Genomic DNA, 16,967 nt, shown 5'->3' with positions numbered 1-16,967 from the left:
CAGTGCGATGCAGGAATATTTTAAGCAGATCGGGATTCGTGTGGGTGCCTGATTATCATGTAGAAAGTTTTTTGTAACACGACCTTGCTTTTTCTCTATAAATTTATTGATATTGCCATTGATTTTGTACATTTAGTATCCATGACCTGCTTTTGAAATCTTAACTAACTGATTTTCCATGCACCTGAAAGATGAAAAGACAATTGCCGAGGAAAGGGATTTGCTTTCAAAAATAGCAGCCTGTGATCAACGTGCATTTAAAATTATTTATGATAGGTATGCAAGGCGCGTATTTTTATTCTCACAAAGCATTTTAAATTCTGAAGAGCATGCGGAGGAGGTGATGCAGGAAACCATGCTCAAATTGTGGCTTTTGGGTCCGGAGCTGGAAAACATCAATAATTTGGATGCCTACCTGCTAAAATTGACGAGGAATCGTTCACTGAATGTGCTTTCTAGAATCAAGTTGGAGTTTAAGACAAATGCCGAACGTGCGGAGTCATTTCTGGATATTGATAATGGAACAGAGGAGGAGATCATGCTCAATGACATACGTAAGGTTTTGGAAAGCGGGATTGCTGCTTTGCCGGCTCAGCAGAAACTGGTTTACCAGCTTTATCAGGAGCAAGGTTTGAAATATGGTGAGATTGCATTGAAGCTCGATTTAGCGCCATCAACGGTCCAGACTCACATGAAACTCGCTGTGCGCTTTCTTCGCGCCTATGTGTCTGCTCATACGGATTTAGCTGTTTTGCTCATCATTTATAAAGTTTCCCCTTTTTGGGCGCAGTATTTTCATTTTTAGTTTTTCTCAAGAAACGTTAATTACAGAGACCCCTCGTCTTAGCAATAGGCCAACGGTAATAGTGCATAGATGGGGTCGTTTTTGAAATCATCACCAGGTAGCGCTCATCAATGGGGGTTTCGGCAAAAATCATCCCTTAATTCCGCAATAGAACTGATGCTCCTTCCCGCTTGGTATCACGATACAACAGTATAATATAAAACAGAGCTTTTCAATTTATTTTAACAACCGTTACCTAGCTGCACATTCTCAGCTGTCTCTTAGTTAAGGGGGGATATTAAATCATCGTTATCAAAACCTTAATTACGGATGAACATAGAAAGACTAATTCTGCTTTACAGGAAATTCAAAGACCAAAGCATTACTACCAGCGAATGGCGGGAACTGCAGGCGGAACTGAAAAATCCTGAATCCTACGACATTCTTGGAGTGGAACTCGACGGTAGATGGTCTGATTTTACCGATCAGGACTTGACGATGCTTGATCCGGAAAGGTTTGATATAGCCTACGAGCAGATTCTTAACCACTCAGAAAAGTTTTCCAAGCCGGTAAGATTGTGGCCAAAGGTCGTGGCCGCTGCTGCTGCCGTTGCTTTTATAGTTATCGGTGTTTATTTCATTAATTACCAAAAACACAAAAGTAGTCTCGAGATGCTGAGTAGACACGACATAGCCCCCGGACGTGTAGGCGCAACACTAACTTTAGCCAGCGGTAAAAAAGTCAGACTGACAGCTGCTGCGGAAGGCGAAATTGCCAATGAAGCTGGTGTGGTCATCTCTAAAGCTCCAAATGGCGAGTTAATCTACGAAATTAAGTCTGCAGACAGCAGTTCTGCTATTAATACCTTGTCGACTGCCAATCGTGAGACCTACCAATTGAAATTGCCTGACGGGTCGACGGTATGGCTCAATTCAGGGTCAAGCTTAACCTATTCTGCAGGTCTTATGAAAAGCGGCAAGCGCATGGTGGCGCTCCATGGGGAAGCATACTTTCAGGTGGCGAAAGACAAGGTGCACCCCTTCATTGTGCAAACAAGTAAACAAGACATCGAAGTTCTAGGAACACAATTTAACGTGAGCAGCTACCGCGATGAGGCAGTCGTGGCTACTACACTTATCGAGGGTTCCGTAAAGGTTCGCTCAGGAGAGAGCTATCGGTTAATAAAGCCTGGTGAACAGGCAGTCACGACTGCCGCAGATATTGTTGTAAAGAAGGCGGACATCGATCAGATCACAGACTGGAAAAAAGGAGACTTCAACTTAAACGAATTAAACTTCAGGCAGGCGATGCGAGAAATTTCGCGCTGGTATGACGTAGAAGTGGTTTATGATGAAGATGTTAATACAGACTTCCAGACCGTCGGATGGATATCAAGAAACAAGAAACTGTCCGTAGTTCTGCAATCCATCCAATCGTTGGGAAGAGTTCATTTCCGCGTAGAAGGCAGGAAAATATATGTAGTAAAATAACCATGTCTACCTATGGCAAAATCATATGAGGTACTCAAAATAAAATCAAAAAAATGAAAGGAGAAGCAGGAAAAATTAACTTATAAATAAGCAAACCAGAAGTGAAGCACCCCTGGTTTGAATTTGGACATTCAATAAAATCAAATGTTTAACCCACAGAAAGCCGAAAGTTTCTCAGGCCCAAAGCTGACTGTATAGAACCAAACTAAACGTAAATGTATTTAATTTATACCAAAAAAACTGGTACAGCCTTGAAATTGTACCATAAACTCCTGCTTATTATGCGATTAGCCACCGTAATCATAATAGCATCACTTATGCAAGTCAGCGCATCGTCGTTTGGCCAGCTAATCAATTTGAATCAGCGGAATGCTCCGCTAAGAGAGGTACTCAGGGAGATCAGAAAGCAAAGTGGCTATGATATCCTCTCAGATACCAAAGCAATAATGAACAATCAAAAGGTAACTGTGGTGTTAAACGATGCCAGTCTGGAAGAGGCATTGGCGAGTACCCTGAACGGACTTGATCTGATCTATGAAATAACGAATAAGATTGTCACCATCAAAAAGAAGGAGCAGCCTTCAATGATAGATAATATCATCGCCCGGTTTCAGGCTGTTAATGTTGATGTAACAGGTATCGTAACAGATAGTCTGGGTCTGGCCCTTCCAGGAGCATCTGTAACCTTGAAAGGGACAAAAACTTACCATGTACTTACCGACAACTCCGGAAAGTTTAAATTTTCTGCTATTCCTACAGGAACTTATAAGGCGATCATCACTTATATTGGATATCAAAGAATGGAGCGGACGCTAGACATTGCAGCGGGAACACCTGAACTTAGATTCATGCTGCTACAGGCTACCTCTGAACTCGATCAGCTCCAGGTGATTGGGTATGGTACCAACACCCGGAGATTCAGCGTCGGATCTGTCACGACAATTGACGCAGCGATTATAGAACGGCAACCAGTAACAAACCTACTGCTTGCCTTACAGGGACAGGTGGCAGGGTTGGTGATTACGCCTACAAACGGTGCACCAGGGTCAGTGGTGAAGGCCCAGATCAGGGGACAGAATAGCCTGGCACGCACGCCTTCTAGGTTTGCAATGAAGCCACTAGACGAGCCTTTGTTCATCATAGATGGCGTACCCTTTGCCCCTCAGAACGGCAGTCTTGGAAATCTCCTTACGCTTGGCCTCAGCTCCAACCAGGAGAACGTTATCCCCGGAAATGGAATTAGTGCCATTGGCAATATCAATCCTGCAGACATTGAGAGCATCTCGGTGCTTAGAGATGCCGATGCTACCTCCATCTATGGTTCCCAGGGTGCAAACGGTGTGATCCTTATCACCACCAAAAAAGGAAAGCAAGGGAAACCCGGTCTAAGCATAACCAGCAATACCGGCGTGAATGCGGTAGCGCGACCGCTCGAGATGATGAATTCACAACAGTATCTTGAAATGCGGCGACAGTCGCTACTGTCCAGCAACGTAATAATCACTCCTGCTACTAACGTAAACAGCTATCCAGATCTTTTAGTGTTCGATACAGTTGGCCGTTATACAGATTGGTATGATGAGTTCTTTAATAACTCATCTGGCTTTACCAATGTGCATGCCTCATTGAGCGGCGGACAACAAAATTCCTCGTTTTATCTGTCGGGCGGATACACTACTAACTCCTACAACTTCCCGGGCGACTTTGCTGATGACCGCATTTCACTGCATAGCAACTATACTTACAAGAGCCCGAACAATAAGCTCACCGCACAGTTTGGTGCCGATTATTCGTACACTAAAAATACCGCAAGCTCCAGACCAAACGTATTGAATGCAATGACCATGGCGCCAAACTTTCCAGCGCTGATGGATGAGAATGGAGGATTAACATGGAGATATAAGAGTTACGGGCTAAGTAGCTTCCAACAATATAGCTTTTTGCGCCAGCCGGCAAATATACAGTCTCACAACCTCAACGATTATCTGAAAGTATCGTTCCAGGTATTACCAGATCTTACCTTAGGCACCCTTGTAGGCTATAGCCGTACAAACGGTTCCCGCTACGGCGCAAGACCTCTTTCTGTGCAGGAGCCAGGTGGCCTTCAATCAGTTGCAAGTGCGACATTTGATAATACTGTTTTTCAGACTATAAACATTGAGCCGCAGGCTGACTATAAGCTGGTAATCGGAAGGGGCGAACTTTCACTGCTTCTGGGAGGGACTTACAAAAAGTCACTGAGCAATTCTGACTTACTCAGTGGCTCACGTTATGCTAATGACGACTTGCTGGGATCCATCAACGGAGCTGACCCCGCAACAATCAGAGCATTTGCCAGTAATAGTATCTATAAATATGTTGCAGGATTTGGCCGGATCAACTACATCTACGACCGCAAATACATCGCTACCTTCTCTGGTAGAAGGGATGGGTCAAGCAACTTTGGTCCCGGAAAGCAGTTTGGTAATTTTGCCTCAGCAGGTTTGGGATGGATCTTTTCTGAAGAAAAGGGTGTGATGGAAACACTTCCTTTCCTGAGCTTTGGTAAGCTATCAGCGAACTATGGAACTACTGGCTCTGATGGAGTTGCTCCTTATCTTTACCAGCCATTTTACGCCATCGACGGTCAGTATTCGTCATTCCAGGGTGTAAGAGCGTATACTCCCTCCAATTTGTTCAACTCAGGATACAGCTGGAGCTTGAAGAAGAGCTTGAATACCACATTGGAACTGGGATTCCTGGACGATAAAATTGTGACCAACGCAACATGGTACAGAAGCCGGATGAGCGACCAGCTGGTGCCATATACGCTACCAGCCATTACCGGATTCACAAGTGTGACAGGAAACTTTCCTGCCGTCGTGGAGAATAGCGGTGTGGAATTGAGTGTTCGTTCTACCAATTTAAGCAGCGGAAACCTCAGATGGACTACCAGCTTCAACATCTCCTTTGGTAACAACAAGTTAATCGCATTCCCTAAATTGGATACGTCGCCTTACACCACTGTATATGAGATTGGTAAGAGTACCACTATTTTCCAGGGTTACCGCTTTAAGGGCCTGAACGAAACGACTGGACTGTATGAGTTTTATAAAAAGGATGGTACGGCAACGTCCAGCGTAAACAGCAATCACATATCTGCTGGCGGTGACGCACAGCCATTGTTTGATCTTGATCCTAAATATACTGGAGGTATGGACAATACGCTGACGTACAAAGGATTTAGCTTGTCGATCTTCATGCAGTTTGCGGAGCAGATGACGAAAAACTACTTGGGAGGACTCTATTCTTTTGGCGTACCGGGAAGAATGGAAAATCTGCCTGCTATTATGTATGACAAGTGGTGGAAGAACCCTGGAGACAAAACGGAGATGCAACGGTTGGCAACCAGTTTTGGTAGTGTATCCAATGTGGGTACAGCATTCGCGACTTCCGACGCTGCATACAGCAACACCTATTATGTGAGACTGAAAACACTGGCAGTTTCCTGGTCACTCCCTTCACAATTTATCAAGGTGCTGGGAATAAGGGAATGCCGTCTGAATGTGAATGCACAGAACCTGCTTACTTTTACCAATTATAAGCTGGGAGATCCTGAATCGGCTGGTTCAATCTATAATTTTCCAATTCAACGCACCATTACTGGTGGTTTATCTATTAACTTTTAAAGTTCGCATCATGAAATTTACAATTCATCAAAGATATATCACGCTGGCGCAGGTATTAATTCTGCCGTTGGCCATCACGTTTAGCTCCTGCAAGAAACTTATTGAGATCCCAGCAAACCCAAACGATAAGGTCTCCACGCCAAGGGTGTTTTCAGATAGTTTGAACGTGCTTGGGGCATTGACCGGCATCTATGCCACGTTCGGCACTGGTGGCTTCGGAGGAAGTATAAATACTGGATATACAAGTATTTACACCTCTCTTGCAAGTGATGAGCTGGTAGCACTCAACCCGGACGAGTTTAACACAAACGCTATTCAAGTGACAAGCGGTACAGTAAGTCAGATATGGAGAAGTGCCTACGCAGGTATTTATCAGTGTAATGCTTTTATAGAAGGCCTTGCAGCAAGCAACAGTGTTAGCGCTTCTTTCCGACAGCAGGTGACAGGGGAAGTACTGACTGCACGCTCCCTTTATTATTTCCATCTGGTAAACCAATTTGGGGATGTACCGATCATCACCGGGACAGATTTTAAGGTAAATGCCCTTGAAAAGCGGATGCCTGCAGATTCTGTTTACGGGTTCATTCTAAAAGATCTCACATCGGCTGCTGGCATGCTAAAAGTCCAATACCCCTCGCCAGGCAGGATGCGGCCAAACCTCCATGTTGTGAGGGCGCTGCTGGCCAAAGTATACCTCTACAGAGGTGCATGGCAGCAGGCAGCGGATCTATCCGGACAGATTATCCAGTCGGGCACATATGAACTAGTTGAGCCCTCCAAAACGTTCTTGGACGGCAGCAAAGAAGCCCTCTGGCAGATGCCCAGTCTGAGTACCTTTGCGGGGATTGTAGATGCGATGAGCCTAGTTCCATGGAGCAATACCATTGCGCCTAACTATTATTTGTCCAGTTACCTGACGGATGCTTTCGAGGCTAACGATCTACGTAAGCAAGCCTGGCTGAGTCTTAATAATGTAGTTTCCGGAACAACGACTACTCCTTATTACTATCCGGGTAAGTATAAAAAAACAGACGTTTATGCTACTCCATTAGAAGGCTATATGTTTTTCAGGCTAAGCGAGCAATACCTGATTAATGCAGAAGCACTGGCAAAACTAAATCAGCTGGATGCCGCGCGTTTAAGTCTCAATAAAGTACGTAACCGCGCAGGGCTTCTAAATACGACTGCTGTTTCGCAGGAAGAGGTGCTGGCGGCAATCGAAAAAGAGCGCTTTACCGAGCTTTTTGCCGAGCAGGGCAATCGCTGGTACGACCTAAAGCGGATTGGCAAGATTACTTCGGTATTAGGTGCAAGGAAAACGGGATTCACGGCGACCGACGCGCTGTTCCCTATCCCGTTAAATGAGATCAATACCAATATCAATATGACCCAAAACCCGGGATACTAAAAATACTTCAGGATGTTCTCAGCTGGCATGTTTACATGGCGGCAGGGAACTCCTTTATCTAATCAAATTATAAGAATGGCTGCACCTATCGTACAACTAAAAAATTTATCACACAAATACTCCAGTTCCTGGGCGATCCGCGACATTAATATGGAGGTGAACCAGGCAGGCATCGTTGGGCTGCTGGGCTCCAACGGAGCCGGCAAAAGTACCACCATGAACATCCTCTGCGGGGCGCTAAACCAAACAGAAGGAGATGTTTTTATAAATGGAATCAGCATGCGCGAGTCACCTGAGGAGGCAAAGCGGGATATCGGCTTCCTGCCGCAGAATCCACCGCTTTATATGGACCTTACAGTTGATGAATATCTTGACTATTGTGCCACACTCCGTTGGATACCCTCGTTCAATATGAAGGCATTTATAAAGGAAGCAAAGGAACGCTGCGGTATCGACCACTACTCCAAGCGGCTAATCAGAAACCTTTCGGGTGGTTACAGACAAAGAGTAGGCATTGCCCAGGCCATTGTTCACAAACCCAAAGTAGTAGTGCTGGATGAACCTACTAATGGTCTTGACCCTAACCAGATTATTGAGGTGAGAAGTCTAATAAAGGAGATCGCACGTGAAAGGGTGGTGATTTTCTCGTCTCATATTTTATCTGAAGTGCAGATCCTCTGCCGTGATATAGTAATGATAGAAAGTGGGAAGATCGTTTTTGCGGACACCATGGATGCCTTTAATAACTACGTAGAACCGCACAGTATGTTGGTGAAGATGGAAAACCCACCGGCGGAAGCGGATTTGTTGCAGGTGCAGGGCGTGACCAGAGTCGAATATCTCACTGACAGGCAATTGCGGATATATTTTTCTGGCGACCAGGAAATAGCTGAGCGGATGATTACTGCAGGAGTAGAGAAAGGCTGGCGGATGCGGGAGATTACCCTGGATAAAAGTTCCCTCGACGAAATCTTCAAACAGTTATCAAGCTAAACTTTCAACTACTAAAACAACAATTTCTTACAAATGAAAATGATATATAAGATTGCGAAGACCGAGCTCATGATGCTATTCTTCTCTCCGATCGCCTGGTTTTTGATGATCGTGTTCTTCATCCAGTGCGGGTATTTGTACTCGAATATCCTGGAGGGAAATGCCCGGGTCCAAGAATTAGGAGGATATAACCTAATGTACCTCTATAATCTGACAGAAAGGTTTTTTCTGGGTAGTAGTGGTTTGTTCGGCAGTGTGATGCAGAATCTTTACCTGTACATTCCCTTACTTACCATGAGCCTGATAAGCCGTGAAATGAGCAGTGGTACCATAAAACTATTGTATTCCTCACCGATAAAAGTATGGTATATTGTACTTGGAAAATATGTGGCCATGATGGCATATAGCCTTGTTATGCTGGCAATAGTGAGTGTGTTTGTTTTTTCCGGCATGATCCACATCCAGCATGCAGAAATTTCTATGCTTTTTTCTGCCTTCCTGGGCTTTTATCTGGTGCTCCTCGCATACTCGGCTATTGGCTTGTTTATGTCTACGCTTACTACCTATCAGGTAGTCGCTGCGATAAGCACCTTCGTGATGATCGGTGCCTTATCTTACGTAGGAAATCTCTGGCAGGACATCCCCTTTGTGCGGGACCTCACCTATTTTCTTTCCATTAACGGACGGGCCGGTAAGATGCTTTCAGGTCTCATCACTACCAATGATGTGATATACTTTTTTGTAGTGGTATACATATTTTTAGGATTCAGTATACTAAGATTGAAAGCCGGCATGGAATCGAAGCCATGGACGGTAAAAGCTATGCGGTACGCTGTCGTGTTGTTCACCGCCTTGCTGATCGGATATTTCAGTTCCCGGCCGGGCTATATCGGCTATTTGGATGTTACCTCTACCAAAGCGAGAACCTTAACGCCTAATGCGCAAAAGATATTGGCTCAGTTGGGAGAGGAACCCCTTGAGATCACCGTGTATAACAACTTACTTAGCCGGTTTTGGTTTTTGGGGACCCCCAAGGCCTATAATGATAACCTGTCAAGATGGGAACCATACATGCGTTTTAAGCCAAATATAGTCCTCAACACTGTGTATTACTATGACGATCCATTGGATGACCCGGGAATGATGCGAAGCTATCCGGGTAAGACATTGGAGCAGGTGGCCGATCAATTCATAAAAAGCAGGAACCTTGATGCAGACATGTTCGTTAAGCCTGCAGAGATCCGTAAGCAAGTGGACCTTAGTCCAGAAATGAATAGGTATGTGATGCAACTGAAGTGGAAAGGCAGGACAACCTGGCTGCGGGTGTTTGATGATCAGATGATGTGGCCATCCGAGACAGAAGTCTCAGCTGCTTTCAAACGACTTTTACAGGCAAAACTACCGAAAATCGGTTTCCTTACGGGAAACCTGGAGCGGAGCGTAAACCGTTCCGGAGACCGGGACTACAAGAATCTGACTTCGCTGAAAACATTCAGGCAGTCATTCATCAACCAGGGCTTCGATGTGGATACGGTGACGCTTGACAGTCAAACTATACCTGCGGATATTTCCACGCTGGTAGTGGCAGACCCCAAAATTTCCATGAGCGAAGAGGCTCTTGGCAGATTGCATAAGTACATAGACGAAGGCGGTAACCTTTTGTTAGCTTGCGAGCCGGAAAGACAAACTCAAGTGACACCATTGCTGATGCAGTTGGGTGTAGAGTTAATGGAAGGTCAAATTGTACAAAAAAGCCGCGATTATGCACCAAATTTAGTCACGCCCGATCTTACCCGCTTTACTTTAAACTTGAGCCGCTCGCTGGAGAAGAACCGGGCTGACAGCATGAAAATAGCGATGCCTGGCGTTGCAAGATTAAAATGTACACCCACAGCAGGTTTTACAATGCAGCCACTGCTTGTTACCAATGCTGATTTATCCTGGAACAAGAAAGGAAAACTGGACCTGGAGTTGATCATCAATTCGGATGCTAACGGCTATACACGCTCGAAAGCGAAGGCTATCGAGGAGGATGAACAGGGTACCGATAAGAAAGCGGAAATAGGAACATTAAAGTTCCTACCAGAGGAGGGCGATGAACAGGGTTCTTTTGTCACTGCATTATCGCTGAGCCGGAAGATCAATAACAAAGAGCAGCGCATCATTGTAACCGGCGATGCAGACTTTATGAGCAATGCTGAACTGGGCCGTCTCAATATGCGGTCGGCCAACTTTGACTTCAATACTGCGCTATTCAAATGGCTTAGCAACGGCGAGTTTCCTGTGGATACCTCACGTCCTATGACGAAGGACAAACGAGTAACTGTAGACTTGGCTGAAGCCAAATTCCTCCGGCTGCTCTATGTATGGATCCTTCCCGCTTTGCTAGCGCTGGCCAGTACCATATTTCTAATCCGCCGTAAAAGAAAATAATCAATTCACAGCATATGTTTTCAACTGACAAACAGACCTTAGACGATTTAAATATTTTTGGCAAACATGGTGCTGAGTCAATCTATCATATCTTCGACCGCAGCACTACGCGAGGTGGTGCTGCGGTACTGGAGCAGATGTTCCGGTATCCTTTAGCAAATGCAGATGCAATCAACAAGCGCAGTAACACCATCCAATATTTTGCGGCGTCTGGCATTGAATTCCCGTTTCAAAGTGGGCTCTTTGATTCTATTGAGCTTTATCTCGACAATACAGATGAGCGCACAAAGCTAAACGTGGAACCGGACTCCATCGGTAAAAAGCTCAATAACCTGATCGCTGTAGATGTGCACACAGCCCAGGTCTACAAAGGTGTTCACTCAATTGTAGCGCTACTGAAAGATGCCAGGGCGTTTTTAGACTCTTTTAAACTTTCAGCAGGTCATCCCTATGAGAGTGATAAGGCGGAGCTCTACTCGCTGGTCGGTGAGTCTGATCTGTCAGCAATTGTCGCTGCGAAAGGCAAGCTATCGCCTTCTGTTATGGCGCAGTTTGATGTACTGCTTCGTTTCCGGCACAGAGAATTGATCCGTAAATTACTACATCATGTCCATCAACTAGACGCTTACATTGCGATTGGAAAAGTGGCGAAAGAGCGCGGATTTGTGTTTCCGACTGCGTTACCTAAAGACCAGCGCATCGCTGATATTATCGGCGTTTATCACCCTCAGGTAGACCATGCTGTGTCCAACGATATCCGGATCACGGCTGAAGGAAATGTAATTTTTCTTACCGGTGCTAACATGGCGGGAAAATCTACTTTCATGAAATCGCTGAGCATAGCGATGTATCTGGCGCATATGGGTTTTCCCGTTCCGGCCGCGAGCATGCGGTTTTCTGTACTTGATGGAATGTATACGACCATTAATCTGCCTGACAATCTGGGGATGGGTGCAAGTCATTTCTATTCCGAGGTGCTGCGGGTAAAAAAGATTGCGTCGGAACTAAGGCATAAGCACTTGTTTGTGTTGTTTGACGAGCTGTTCAGGGGTACAAATGTTAAGGATGCTGCCGAGGCAACTGTTGCAGTCACGCAAGCCTTTGCGAAAAAGCCACACAGCATATTTGTGTTGTCAACGCACATTATTGAGGCGGGTGAAGAGCTAAAAAAGCGTTGTACCAACATCAGCTTTATTTTCCTGCCGACACGCATGGTGGGGAATAAGCCTGTTTATAAATACAAGTTAGAGGCGGGGATCACGGAGGACAGGCATGGCATGGTCATCATTAATAACGAGGGTATTTTAGCAATACTGAAGGCAGGAATTAGTCACAATAATCAACAATAAGGTGAGTTTTATAGCAGACCGGCAAACACTGGAGGACCTGAATATGCTTGGGAAGCATAGACATGGTTCCGTCTACAGCATTTTTAACAAAACAAAAACAAGAGGCGGCGAGCGGCTGCTGGAGCAATGGTTTCAAAGCCCACTTCAGGCCCCTGAAGAGATCAATAAAAGGAGTTCGCTGTTCAGCTTTATTCACCAGCTTGACGTCGATTTCCCTTTTGATCCTGTTTTGTTCAGCAAGGCGGAAAACTATCTGGAAAGCGCGGGACCAGCTAGTTTCCCATTTACAGTGGCAGATATTGCTTTGAAAAAACTGAAAGGATCTTTTTTTCATGATTATCAGTTCAACCAGACATATGAGGGATTGATGGCCGCCATTCAATTTTTAAGAGATTGCGTCAGTTTCATCGGAAAAATGGAACGGGCTGGAGATGGAATCGGCAAGCTTCATTTTGAAAATGAACGGGCAATTCTTTCCAGAATTTTCGATGATGAACGACTTCAGTGGTTAATGTCTAAGCAAGCTATTCAGCAATGCTCTTTTATGGAAGTCTGCCGGTACGATTATCTGCTGAGGCAAGGACTGGCAGAAGAAATGAAAGTAGTTTTGGAAAGCGTGTACAGGCTCGATGTCTATACTTCAGTGGCAACTGTAGCGGCCCAGCGCAACTTCAGCTATGCGGAGGCACTTGCCGCATCCGAAAATTGCTTTGAGACGTCAGGCTTATGGCACCCGTCGCTGATAAAAGGGGTCGCGAATGTGCTGGACTTCGATCGGAATAAAAATATGCTTTTCCTTACCGGCGCCAATATGGCCGGAAAGTCAACCTTAATGAAGGCATTCGGAATCGTTGTGTACCTTGCTCATATGGGATTTCCTGTGCCGGCAGGCAAGCTACGGTTTTCGGTAATGCAAGGTTTGTATTCATCTATCAATGTTTCGGATAACCTAAACAGCGGCTATAGCCATTTTTATGCTGAAGTATTGCGGGTCAAAACCGTGGCCGAACAAGTTAGCAACGGCCTGCGACTTGTTGTCCTGTTTGACGAATTGTTTAAAGGCACAAATGTGAAGGATGCGTTTGACGCTACGCTGGAAGTGACTAAAGCATTTTCTGAGTACAAGAAAAGTTTCTTTATCATCTCTACGCATATTATCGAGGTAGGTGAAAAACTTATCGAAAATGAAAAGTTGCGGGCGGTCTATCTGCCAACCCTAATATCCGGCAATACACCAAAATATACCTACAAGCTCGAACCTGGCATTACTTCAGACCGGCAGGGGATGCTTATTATTCAGAATGAGGGCATACTCGAACTACTTGCAGAGGATTCCACCAACAGTATAAAAAACAGACAATAATATGAAAGCGACACGCAGATTAGCATTTTTGCTGGCAGTGGCATCATTCGGAAGCGTCGCACAGGACAAGATACCGGACAGCGGCTCTAGGCCGGATGCCACTATTGTCCGCAGCATGAGGCTTTGGGTACCCGGAGGTGTCGAGGACAGGGGCGACAGCATGCTCGTCAGGAACAACCTTGTTCTTGAACCGATCAAGATATTCTATCAGGAAGGAGAGACTAACCTGACTACGGGAGTTACCAAAAACGAGCCCTTGAGGAAAAAGCTACAGTGGTATTATATTACGGATGTCTCCAAGATGGCTGGCATGTCTTTCGACGTAGACAAGGTGCCCTCCCGCAAGACAATCGAGACCTACACGGCCGTCGCTGTATAAACATTGATAAAAAAATCAAATTATGAAAACAGCAACTTTATACCTCGGTGTAAGTACGGACGAGCAAGCATTGAGAGGTTATTCATATTGTAAATCGCCATGCAAAGTCAGGTTTAACGCCAATCAGGAAAATCAGGATTTTATCGAAGAACTAAAACTCTTTAGGATTGCAAAAAGGGATCAGCCAAAATTCTTGCAAGAAATTATAAGCACTTATAACGAAGTGAGAAAAACGGCTTCTTCAATGAGACAGGGCTGTATAGATGAATTGCATATACTAGATGATCAGATTATTAATGCTAGAGAACTTTTGCTCGCTGGAAAGATCGAACCATCTGATTTTAAAATCTTGAAAATGGCTTACCATAATAAAGTAAATTCAATAAATCTTCGGTTAACAGCACTTAAAGAGCGATCTAAGGATAAAATTAATATTCAGCCTATGGTTATCAATGCAATAAAAACACTATGTAATCTTCCTTGTCTTTATCAAACAGCCCCTATTGAGGACAAGAGATACCTAGTAGAGACAATTTTTAATGGGATGTTAATTTATGACAAAGATGGGTATCGAACCACGAATCTCAAAAGTATTGCAGCCACAACCTACATGAAAAACAAGGCGTTACAAGGACATAAAAAAGGGGAAAAGTATCTTTAAAAGACTCTTTTCCCCAGATACGGGTCAGTAACGGTGCGAAATTCGAACCATTTTGTGGACGAATTGATTGAAATAGGCGGTTTTTCGAAAATTTTGGAAGAGTAATTACTGATAGTCCATTTATGCCTATTTTAAGTAGGCAGATACCGTATGAAACCTTATTTTATCTTGCTCAAAAACAAATGTATCAGTACCGAACGGGATATCTGCCGTACTAGATTTGCTCGACCAGATGATGTGCGATACATTAAGAACAACATTCATGTGCATCATTTCAAATTCTGATCCCGACGGAATCATTAGAAACATTTCCGTAAAAAACTCGCGGATGGCTTCGATACCTGAAACAACTCCCTTTTCGGCAAAGACGATTGATTCTTCGGTGTAGTCTTTCATGATTTCATCAAGGTCATTATTACCAAAGGCAACGAGGTGATGGGAAAGGATTTGGTCTGCTGTCATATTATAGAGTTTAAGATTTCTTATTTAGATTTATTGTACATGTAACGTGCAATTTTCCATTGCCCATTTACCCTTTTAAGGATGAAGGTTTCCCTAAAATCATCTTCGATTTTTTGATTACTTGACTTTATTACAAATGAACCGTTTGAAGTCGATGCTACAAATGCATAGTCGCCCTCTACGGTTACGTCGGCGATGGCAACCGCAAGAATGTACGTGAAATTGTCGAACACATACTTAAATGTACCTTTCAATTGATCGGTGCCTGTGGCCGTGGGAGCACCGGGAGCTAATAAAACTCCATCAGTGATGAAATAGGATGCTACTTTGTTAACGTCCGATGCATTTAAGGCACCAAAGTAATTTTGAACTACTGTTTTAACCGCGGCTTGATCTTTAGACTGGGCATTAACAGTTGTTGCAAAGAATACAACTGCTAGGATGGCCATAAGGCCTGTTATTGATTTTTTCATGTTGATTTTTTTATTAAATGATTAATCTTTTTTACTATAATTTTGCTTCTGCATCTGCAACATTCACTGGTTTGCCTATAGCTCCAAACTCGTGTAGATCACCAAAAACCTCTATGCGAATAGACTGCGCTAAACCGCCAACTTTCAACGCATCAAATCCGCTTTCGGCTATCAATTCTTCTACAACAGTATCAATAGTACTATCGTCTGTTGCATAAAATAAAACTGCTTTTTCTGGTGTTTGTGAAGAGGCTGTTTCTAAAGAGGCTGCACCTAATGTTCCGAATGCTTTTGCCAATTTTGCTCCTTGTGGTAGAATTGCTGCATTCAGTTGTCCGGCAGATTCATTCTCCCCTATAATTTTCTTAAAACCTCCGTTTTCGTCTGGAGCGATAGGATTTGATGGATCGATGATAATCTTGCCCTGAAGTTCTGTTGCGTAGGTAGTGAAGAACTCTTGTATCGTATTGAACCAAACAGAAAGGATTACAACATCTGCCTGCTTAATAGCCTCGGCTGTTTCTGTAGCAGTTGCAAGACTTCCCAATTCTTTGGCCAATGCATTTGCATCTGCTAAGTTTCTACTGGCTATAATTACAGGTTGATTTCCATTCACTAAATTTTTGGCAACTACTTTGCCAATGTTTCCCAAGCCGATGATGGCTACTTTCAATAATGTTTTCATGTTATTTCTATTTATCGTTAATGATTAATTTAATAACACAAAGTTGCGGTTTCATCAGAGCTTCCTCCAATGAACTGCATCAAGAAATAACATTGATCTGGTTTAAGATTTTGCCTTTACCTGCTTATTGCGCAGTCGGCTCAAGAACTCTGGCGTAATGCCAATAAATGCCGCCATCTGCACCTGTGGCAGCCGATTGGTAAGATGCGAATAGCTTTGCATGAAGGAAAGGTAGCGTTCTTCTGCTGTAGAACTGATATTCTGCAGCAGTCTTTTTTGAAGCGAAACGAAACTGTTTTCTATCAGTACACGGAATATGAGATTGAATTTTGGAGCCCTGGTGTAAAGGTCTATCAGATTTTCATGGCTAACCTGAAAAACCATAGTATCTTCTAGTGCATCGATATTGAGTTCAGATGGTGTCTTTAAGTGAAAACTACCAATGTCCATTAGCCACCAATTCTCTGCAGTGAATTGTATAATATGGGTATTGCCTTTCTCATCAACCTTATACATCCTCAAACATCCACGAACCACAAAATTAAACTGTGCGCAGATATCCCCCTCTTGCAAAACATACTGTCTTTTCCTGTACAAGCGTGGTTTGAATAACTTTGTAACCAATTGTTTTTCCTCTCCACTAAGGGGGATGAAGCCATTGAAATAATCCAATAATGGCTCTAAAGAGGTTTGCAAGAGATTTTCTTTCATAAGAGTCTTCAGCTCGTAAAGATAAGCAAATCTACTTCAATCATTCTACCCATACCGTCGCAATATATATAAGTCTCAATGGGGCATATATCCACATTCCCAATCAA

General features: G+C 44.0%; 14 protein-coding genes. 10 read left to right on the top strand and 4 right to left on the bottom strand.

Annotated elements, in window-relative coordinates:
• The first annotated feature begins 178 nt into the window (after window positions 1-178).
• The 10 genes from EZ437_RS19015 (at window position 179) to EZ437_RS18970 (ending at window position 14,529) form a co-directional block, all read left to right on the top strand.
• Window positions 179-805: an RNA polymerase sigma factor gene (locus tag EZ437_RS19015; protein WP_131597653.1), complete on the top strand. Its 627-nt coding sequence runs from the start codon at window positions 179-181 to the stop codon at window positions 803-805.
• A gap of 309 nt (window positions 806-1,114) precedes the next feature.
• Window positions 1,115-2,275: a FecR family protein gene (locus EZ437_RS19010; protein ID WP_131597652.1), complete on the top strand. Its 1,161-nt coding sequence runs from the start codon at window positions 1,115-1,117 to the stop codon at window positions 2,273-2,275.
• Window positions 2,276-2,592: 317 nt separating this feature from the next.
• Window positions 2,593-5,943 carry a SusC/RagA family TonB-linked outer membrane protein gene (locus tag EZ437_RS19005; protein WP_205942758.1) on the top strand — a complete coding sequence of 1,117 codons (3,351 nt, stop codon included), beginning with the start codon at window positions 2,593-2,595 and terminating at the stop codon, window positions 5,941-5,943.
• A 10-nt stretch (window positions 5,944-5,953) separates the two neighbouring features.
• Window positions 5,954-7,351 carry a RagB/SusD family nutrient uptake outer membrane protein gene (locus tag EZ437_RS19000; protein WP_165500475.1) on the top strand — a complete coding sequence of 466 codons (1,398 nt, stop codon included), beginning with the start codon at window positions 5,954-5,956 and terminating at the stop codon, window positions 7,349-7,351.
• 75 nt (window positions 7,352-7,426) lie between these two features.
• On the top strand, window positions 7,427-8,344 hold the full coding sequence (locus EZ437_RS18995; RefSeq protein ID WP_131597649.1) for an ABC transporter ATP-binding protein: 918 nt from the start codon (window positions 7,427-7,429) through the stop codon (window positions 8,342-8,344).
• A 39-nt stretch (window positions 8,345-8,383) separates the two neighbouring features.
• Window positions 8,384-10,777: a Gldg family protein gene (locus EZ437_RS18990; RefSeq protein WP_225869625.1), complete on the top strand. Its 2,394-nt coding sequence runs from the start codon at window positions 8,384-8,386 to the stop codon at window positions 10,775-10,777.
• A gap of 14 nt (window positions 10,778-10,791) precedes the next feature.
• Window positions 10,792-12,126, top strand: a complete 1,335-nt coding sequence (locus EZ437_RS18985) for a MutS-related protein (RefSeq protein ID WP_131597647.1) — start codon at window positions 10,792-10,794, stop codon at window positions 12,124-12,126.
• Between the two features lies 1 nt (window position 12,127).
• Window positions 12,128-13,489 carry a MutS-related protein gene (locus tag EZ437_RS18980; protein WP_131597646.1) on the top strand — a complete coding sequence of 454 codons (1,362 nt, stop codon included), beginning with the start codon at window positions 12,128-12,130 and terminating at the stop codon, window positions 13,487-13,489.
• Window position 13,490: 1 nt separating this feature from the next.
• Entirely contained in the window at window positions 13,491-13,868 is a 378-nt protein-coding gene (locus EZ437_RS18975; RefSeq protein WP_131597645.1) for a hypothetical protein, read from the top strand.
• A 22-nt stretch (window positions 13,869-13,890) separates the two neighbouring features.
• Entirely contained in the window at window positions 13,891-14,529 is a 639-nt protein-coding gene (locus tag EZ437_RS18970) for a hypothetical protein (protein ID WP_131597644.1), read from the top strand.
• Between the two features lie 126 nt (window positions 14,530-14,655).
• On the opposite strand, the gene EZ437_RS18965 is transcribed toward EZ437_RS18970, so the two are convergent.
• From EZ437_RS18965 to EZ437_RS18950, 4 genes are all read right to left on the bottom strand, one after another.
• The gene (locus EZ437_RS18965; protein WP_131597643.1) at window positions 14,656-14,991 is read right to left on the bottom strand and encodes a nuclear transport factor 2 family protein; all 336 of its coding nucleotides are present in this window, start codon (window positions 14,989-14,991) and stop codon (window positions 14,656-14,658) included.
• Window positions 14,992-15,011: 20 nt separating this feature from the next.
• Complete coding sequence (locus EZ437_RS18960) at window positions 15,012-15,464, bottom strand: YybH family protein (RefSeq protein WP_205942757.1); 453 nt, start codon at window positions 15,462-15,464, stop codon at window positions 15,012-15,014.
• A 34-nt stretch (window positions 15,465-15,498) separates the two neighbouring features.
• The gene (locus tag EZ437_RS18955) at window positions 15,499-16,149 is read right to left on the bottom strand and encodes an NADPH-dependent F420 reductase (RefSeq protein WP_131597642.1); all 651 of its coding nucleotides are present in this window, start codon (window positions 16,147-16,149) and stop codon (window positions 15,499-15,501) included.
• Window positions 16,150-16,251: 102 nt separating this feature from the next.
• Window positions 16,252-16,860, bottom strand: coding sequence for a Crp/Fnr family transcriptional regulator (locus EZ437_RS18950; protein WP_205942756.1), 609 nt, complete (start codon window positions 16,858-16,860; stop codon window positions 16,252-16,254).
• Window positions 16,861-16,967 lie beyond the last annotated feature (107 nt).

This window comes from Pedobacter psychroterrae (genome assembly GCF_004331695.1).
GTDB classification, from domain to species: Bacteria; Bacteroidota; Bacteroidia; order Sphingobacteriales; family Sphingobacteriaceae; genus Pedobacter; species Pedobacter psychroterrae.
Note: the sequence above shows the minus strand (reverse complement) of the source record. Positions and strands in the feature narration are given on the sequence as shown.

Excerpts from the sequence above, each read along its gene's own strand:
- EZ437_RS19000 (WP_165500475.1), top strand. The coding sequence starts at position 5,954 with ATGAAATTTACAATTCATCAAAGATATATCACGCTGGCGCAGGTATTA.
- EZ437_RS19015 (WP_131597653.1), top strand. The coding sequence starts at position 179 with ATGCACCTGAAAGATGAAAAGACAATTGCCGAGGAAAGGGATTTGCTT.
- EZ437_RS19005 (WP_205942758.1), top strand. The coding sequence starts at position 2,593 with ATGCAAGTCAGCGCATCGTCGTTTGGCCAGCTAATCAATTTGAATCAG.
- EZ437_RS18970 (WP_131597644.1), top strand. The coding sequence starts at position 13,891 with ATGAAAACAGCAACTTTATACCTCGGTGTAAGTACGGACGAGCAAGCA.
- EZ437_RS18965 (WP_131597643.1), bottom strand. The coding sequence starts at position 14,991 with ATGACAGCAGACCAAATCCTTTCCCATCACCTCGTTGCCTTTGGTAAT.
- EZ437_RS18960 (WP_205942757.1), bottom strand. The coding sequence starts at position 15,464 with ATGAAAAAATCAATAACAGGCCTTATGGCCATCCTAGCAGTTGTATTC.
- EZ437_RS18995 (WP_131597649.1), top strand. The coding sequence starts at position 7,427 with ATGGCTGCACCTATCGTACAACTAAAAAATTTATCACACAAATACTCC.
- EZ437_RS18950 (WP_205942756.1), bottom strand. The coding sequence starts at position 16,860 with ATGAAAGAAAATCTCTTGCAAACCTCTTTAGAGCCATTATTGGATTAT.
- EZ437_RS18955 (WP_131597642.1), bottom strand. The coding sequence starts at position 16,149 with ATGAAAACATTATTGAAAGTAGCCATCATCGGCTTGGGAAACATTGGC.
- EZ437_RS19010 (WP_131597652.1), top strand. The coding sequence starts at position 1,115 with ATGAACATAGAAAGACTAATTCTGCTTTACAGGAAATTCAAAGACCAA.
- EZ437_RS18975 (WP_131597645.1), top strand. The coding sequence starts at position 13,491 with ATGAAAGCGACACGCAGATTAGCATTTTTGCTGGCAGTGGCATCATTC.
- EZ437_RS18990 (WP_225869625.1), top strand. The coding sequence starts at position 8,384 with ATGATATATAAGATTGCGAAGACCGAGCTCATGATGCTATTCTTCTCT.
- EZ437_RS18985 (WP_131597647.1), top strand. The coding sequence starts at position 10,792 with ATGTTTTCAACTGACAAACAGACCTTAGACGATTTAAATATTTTTGGC.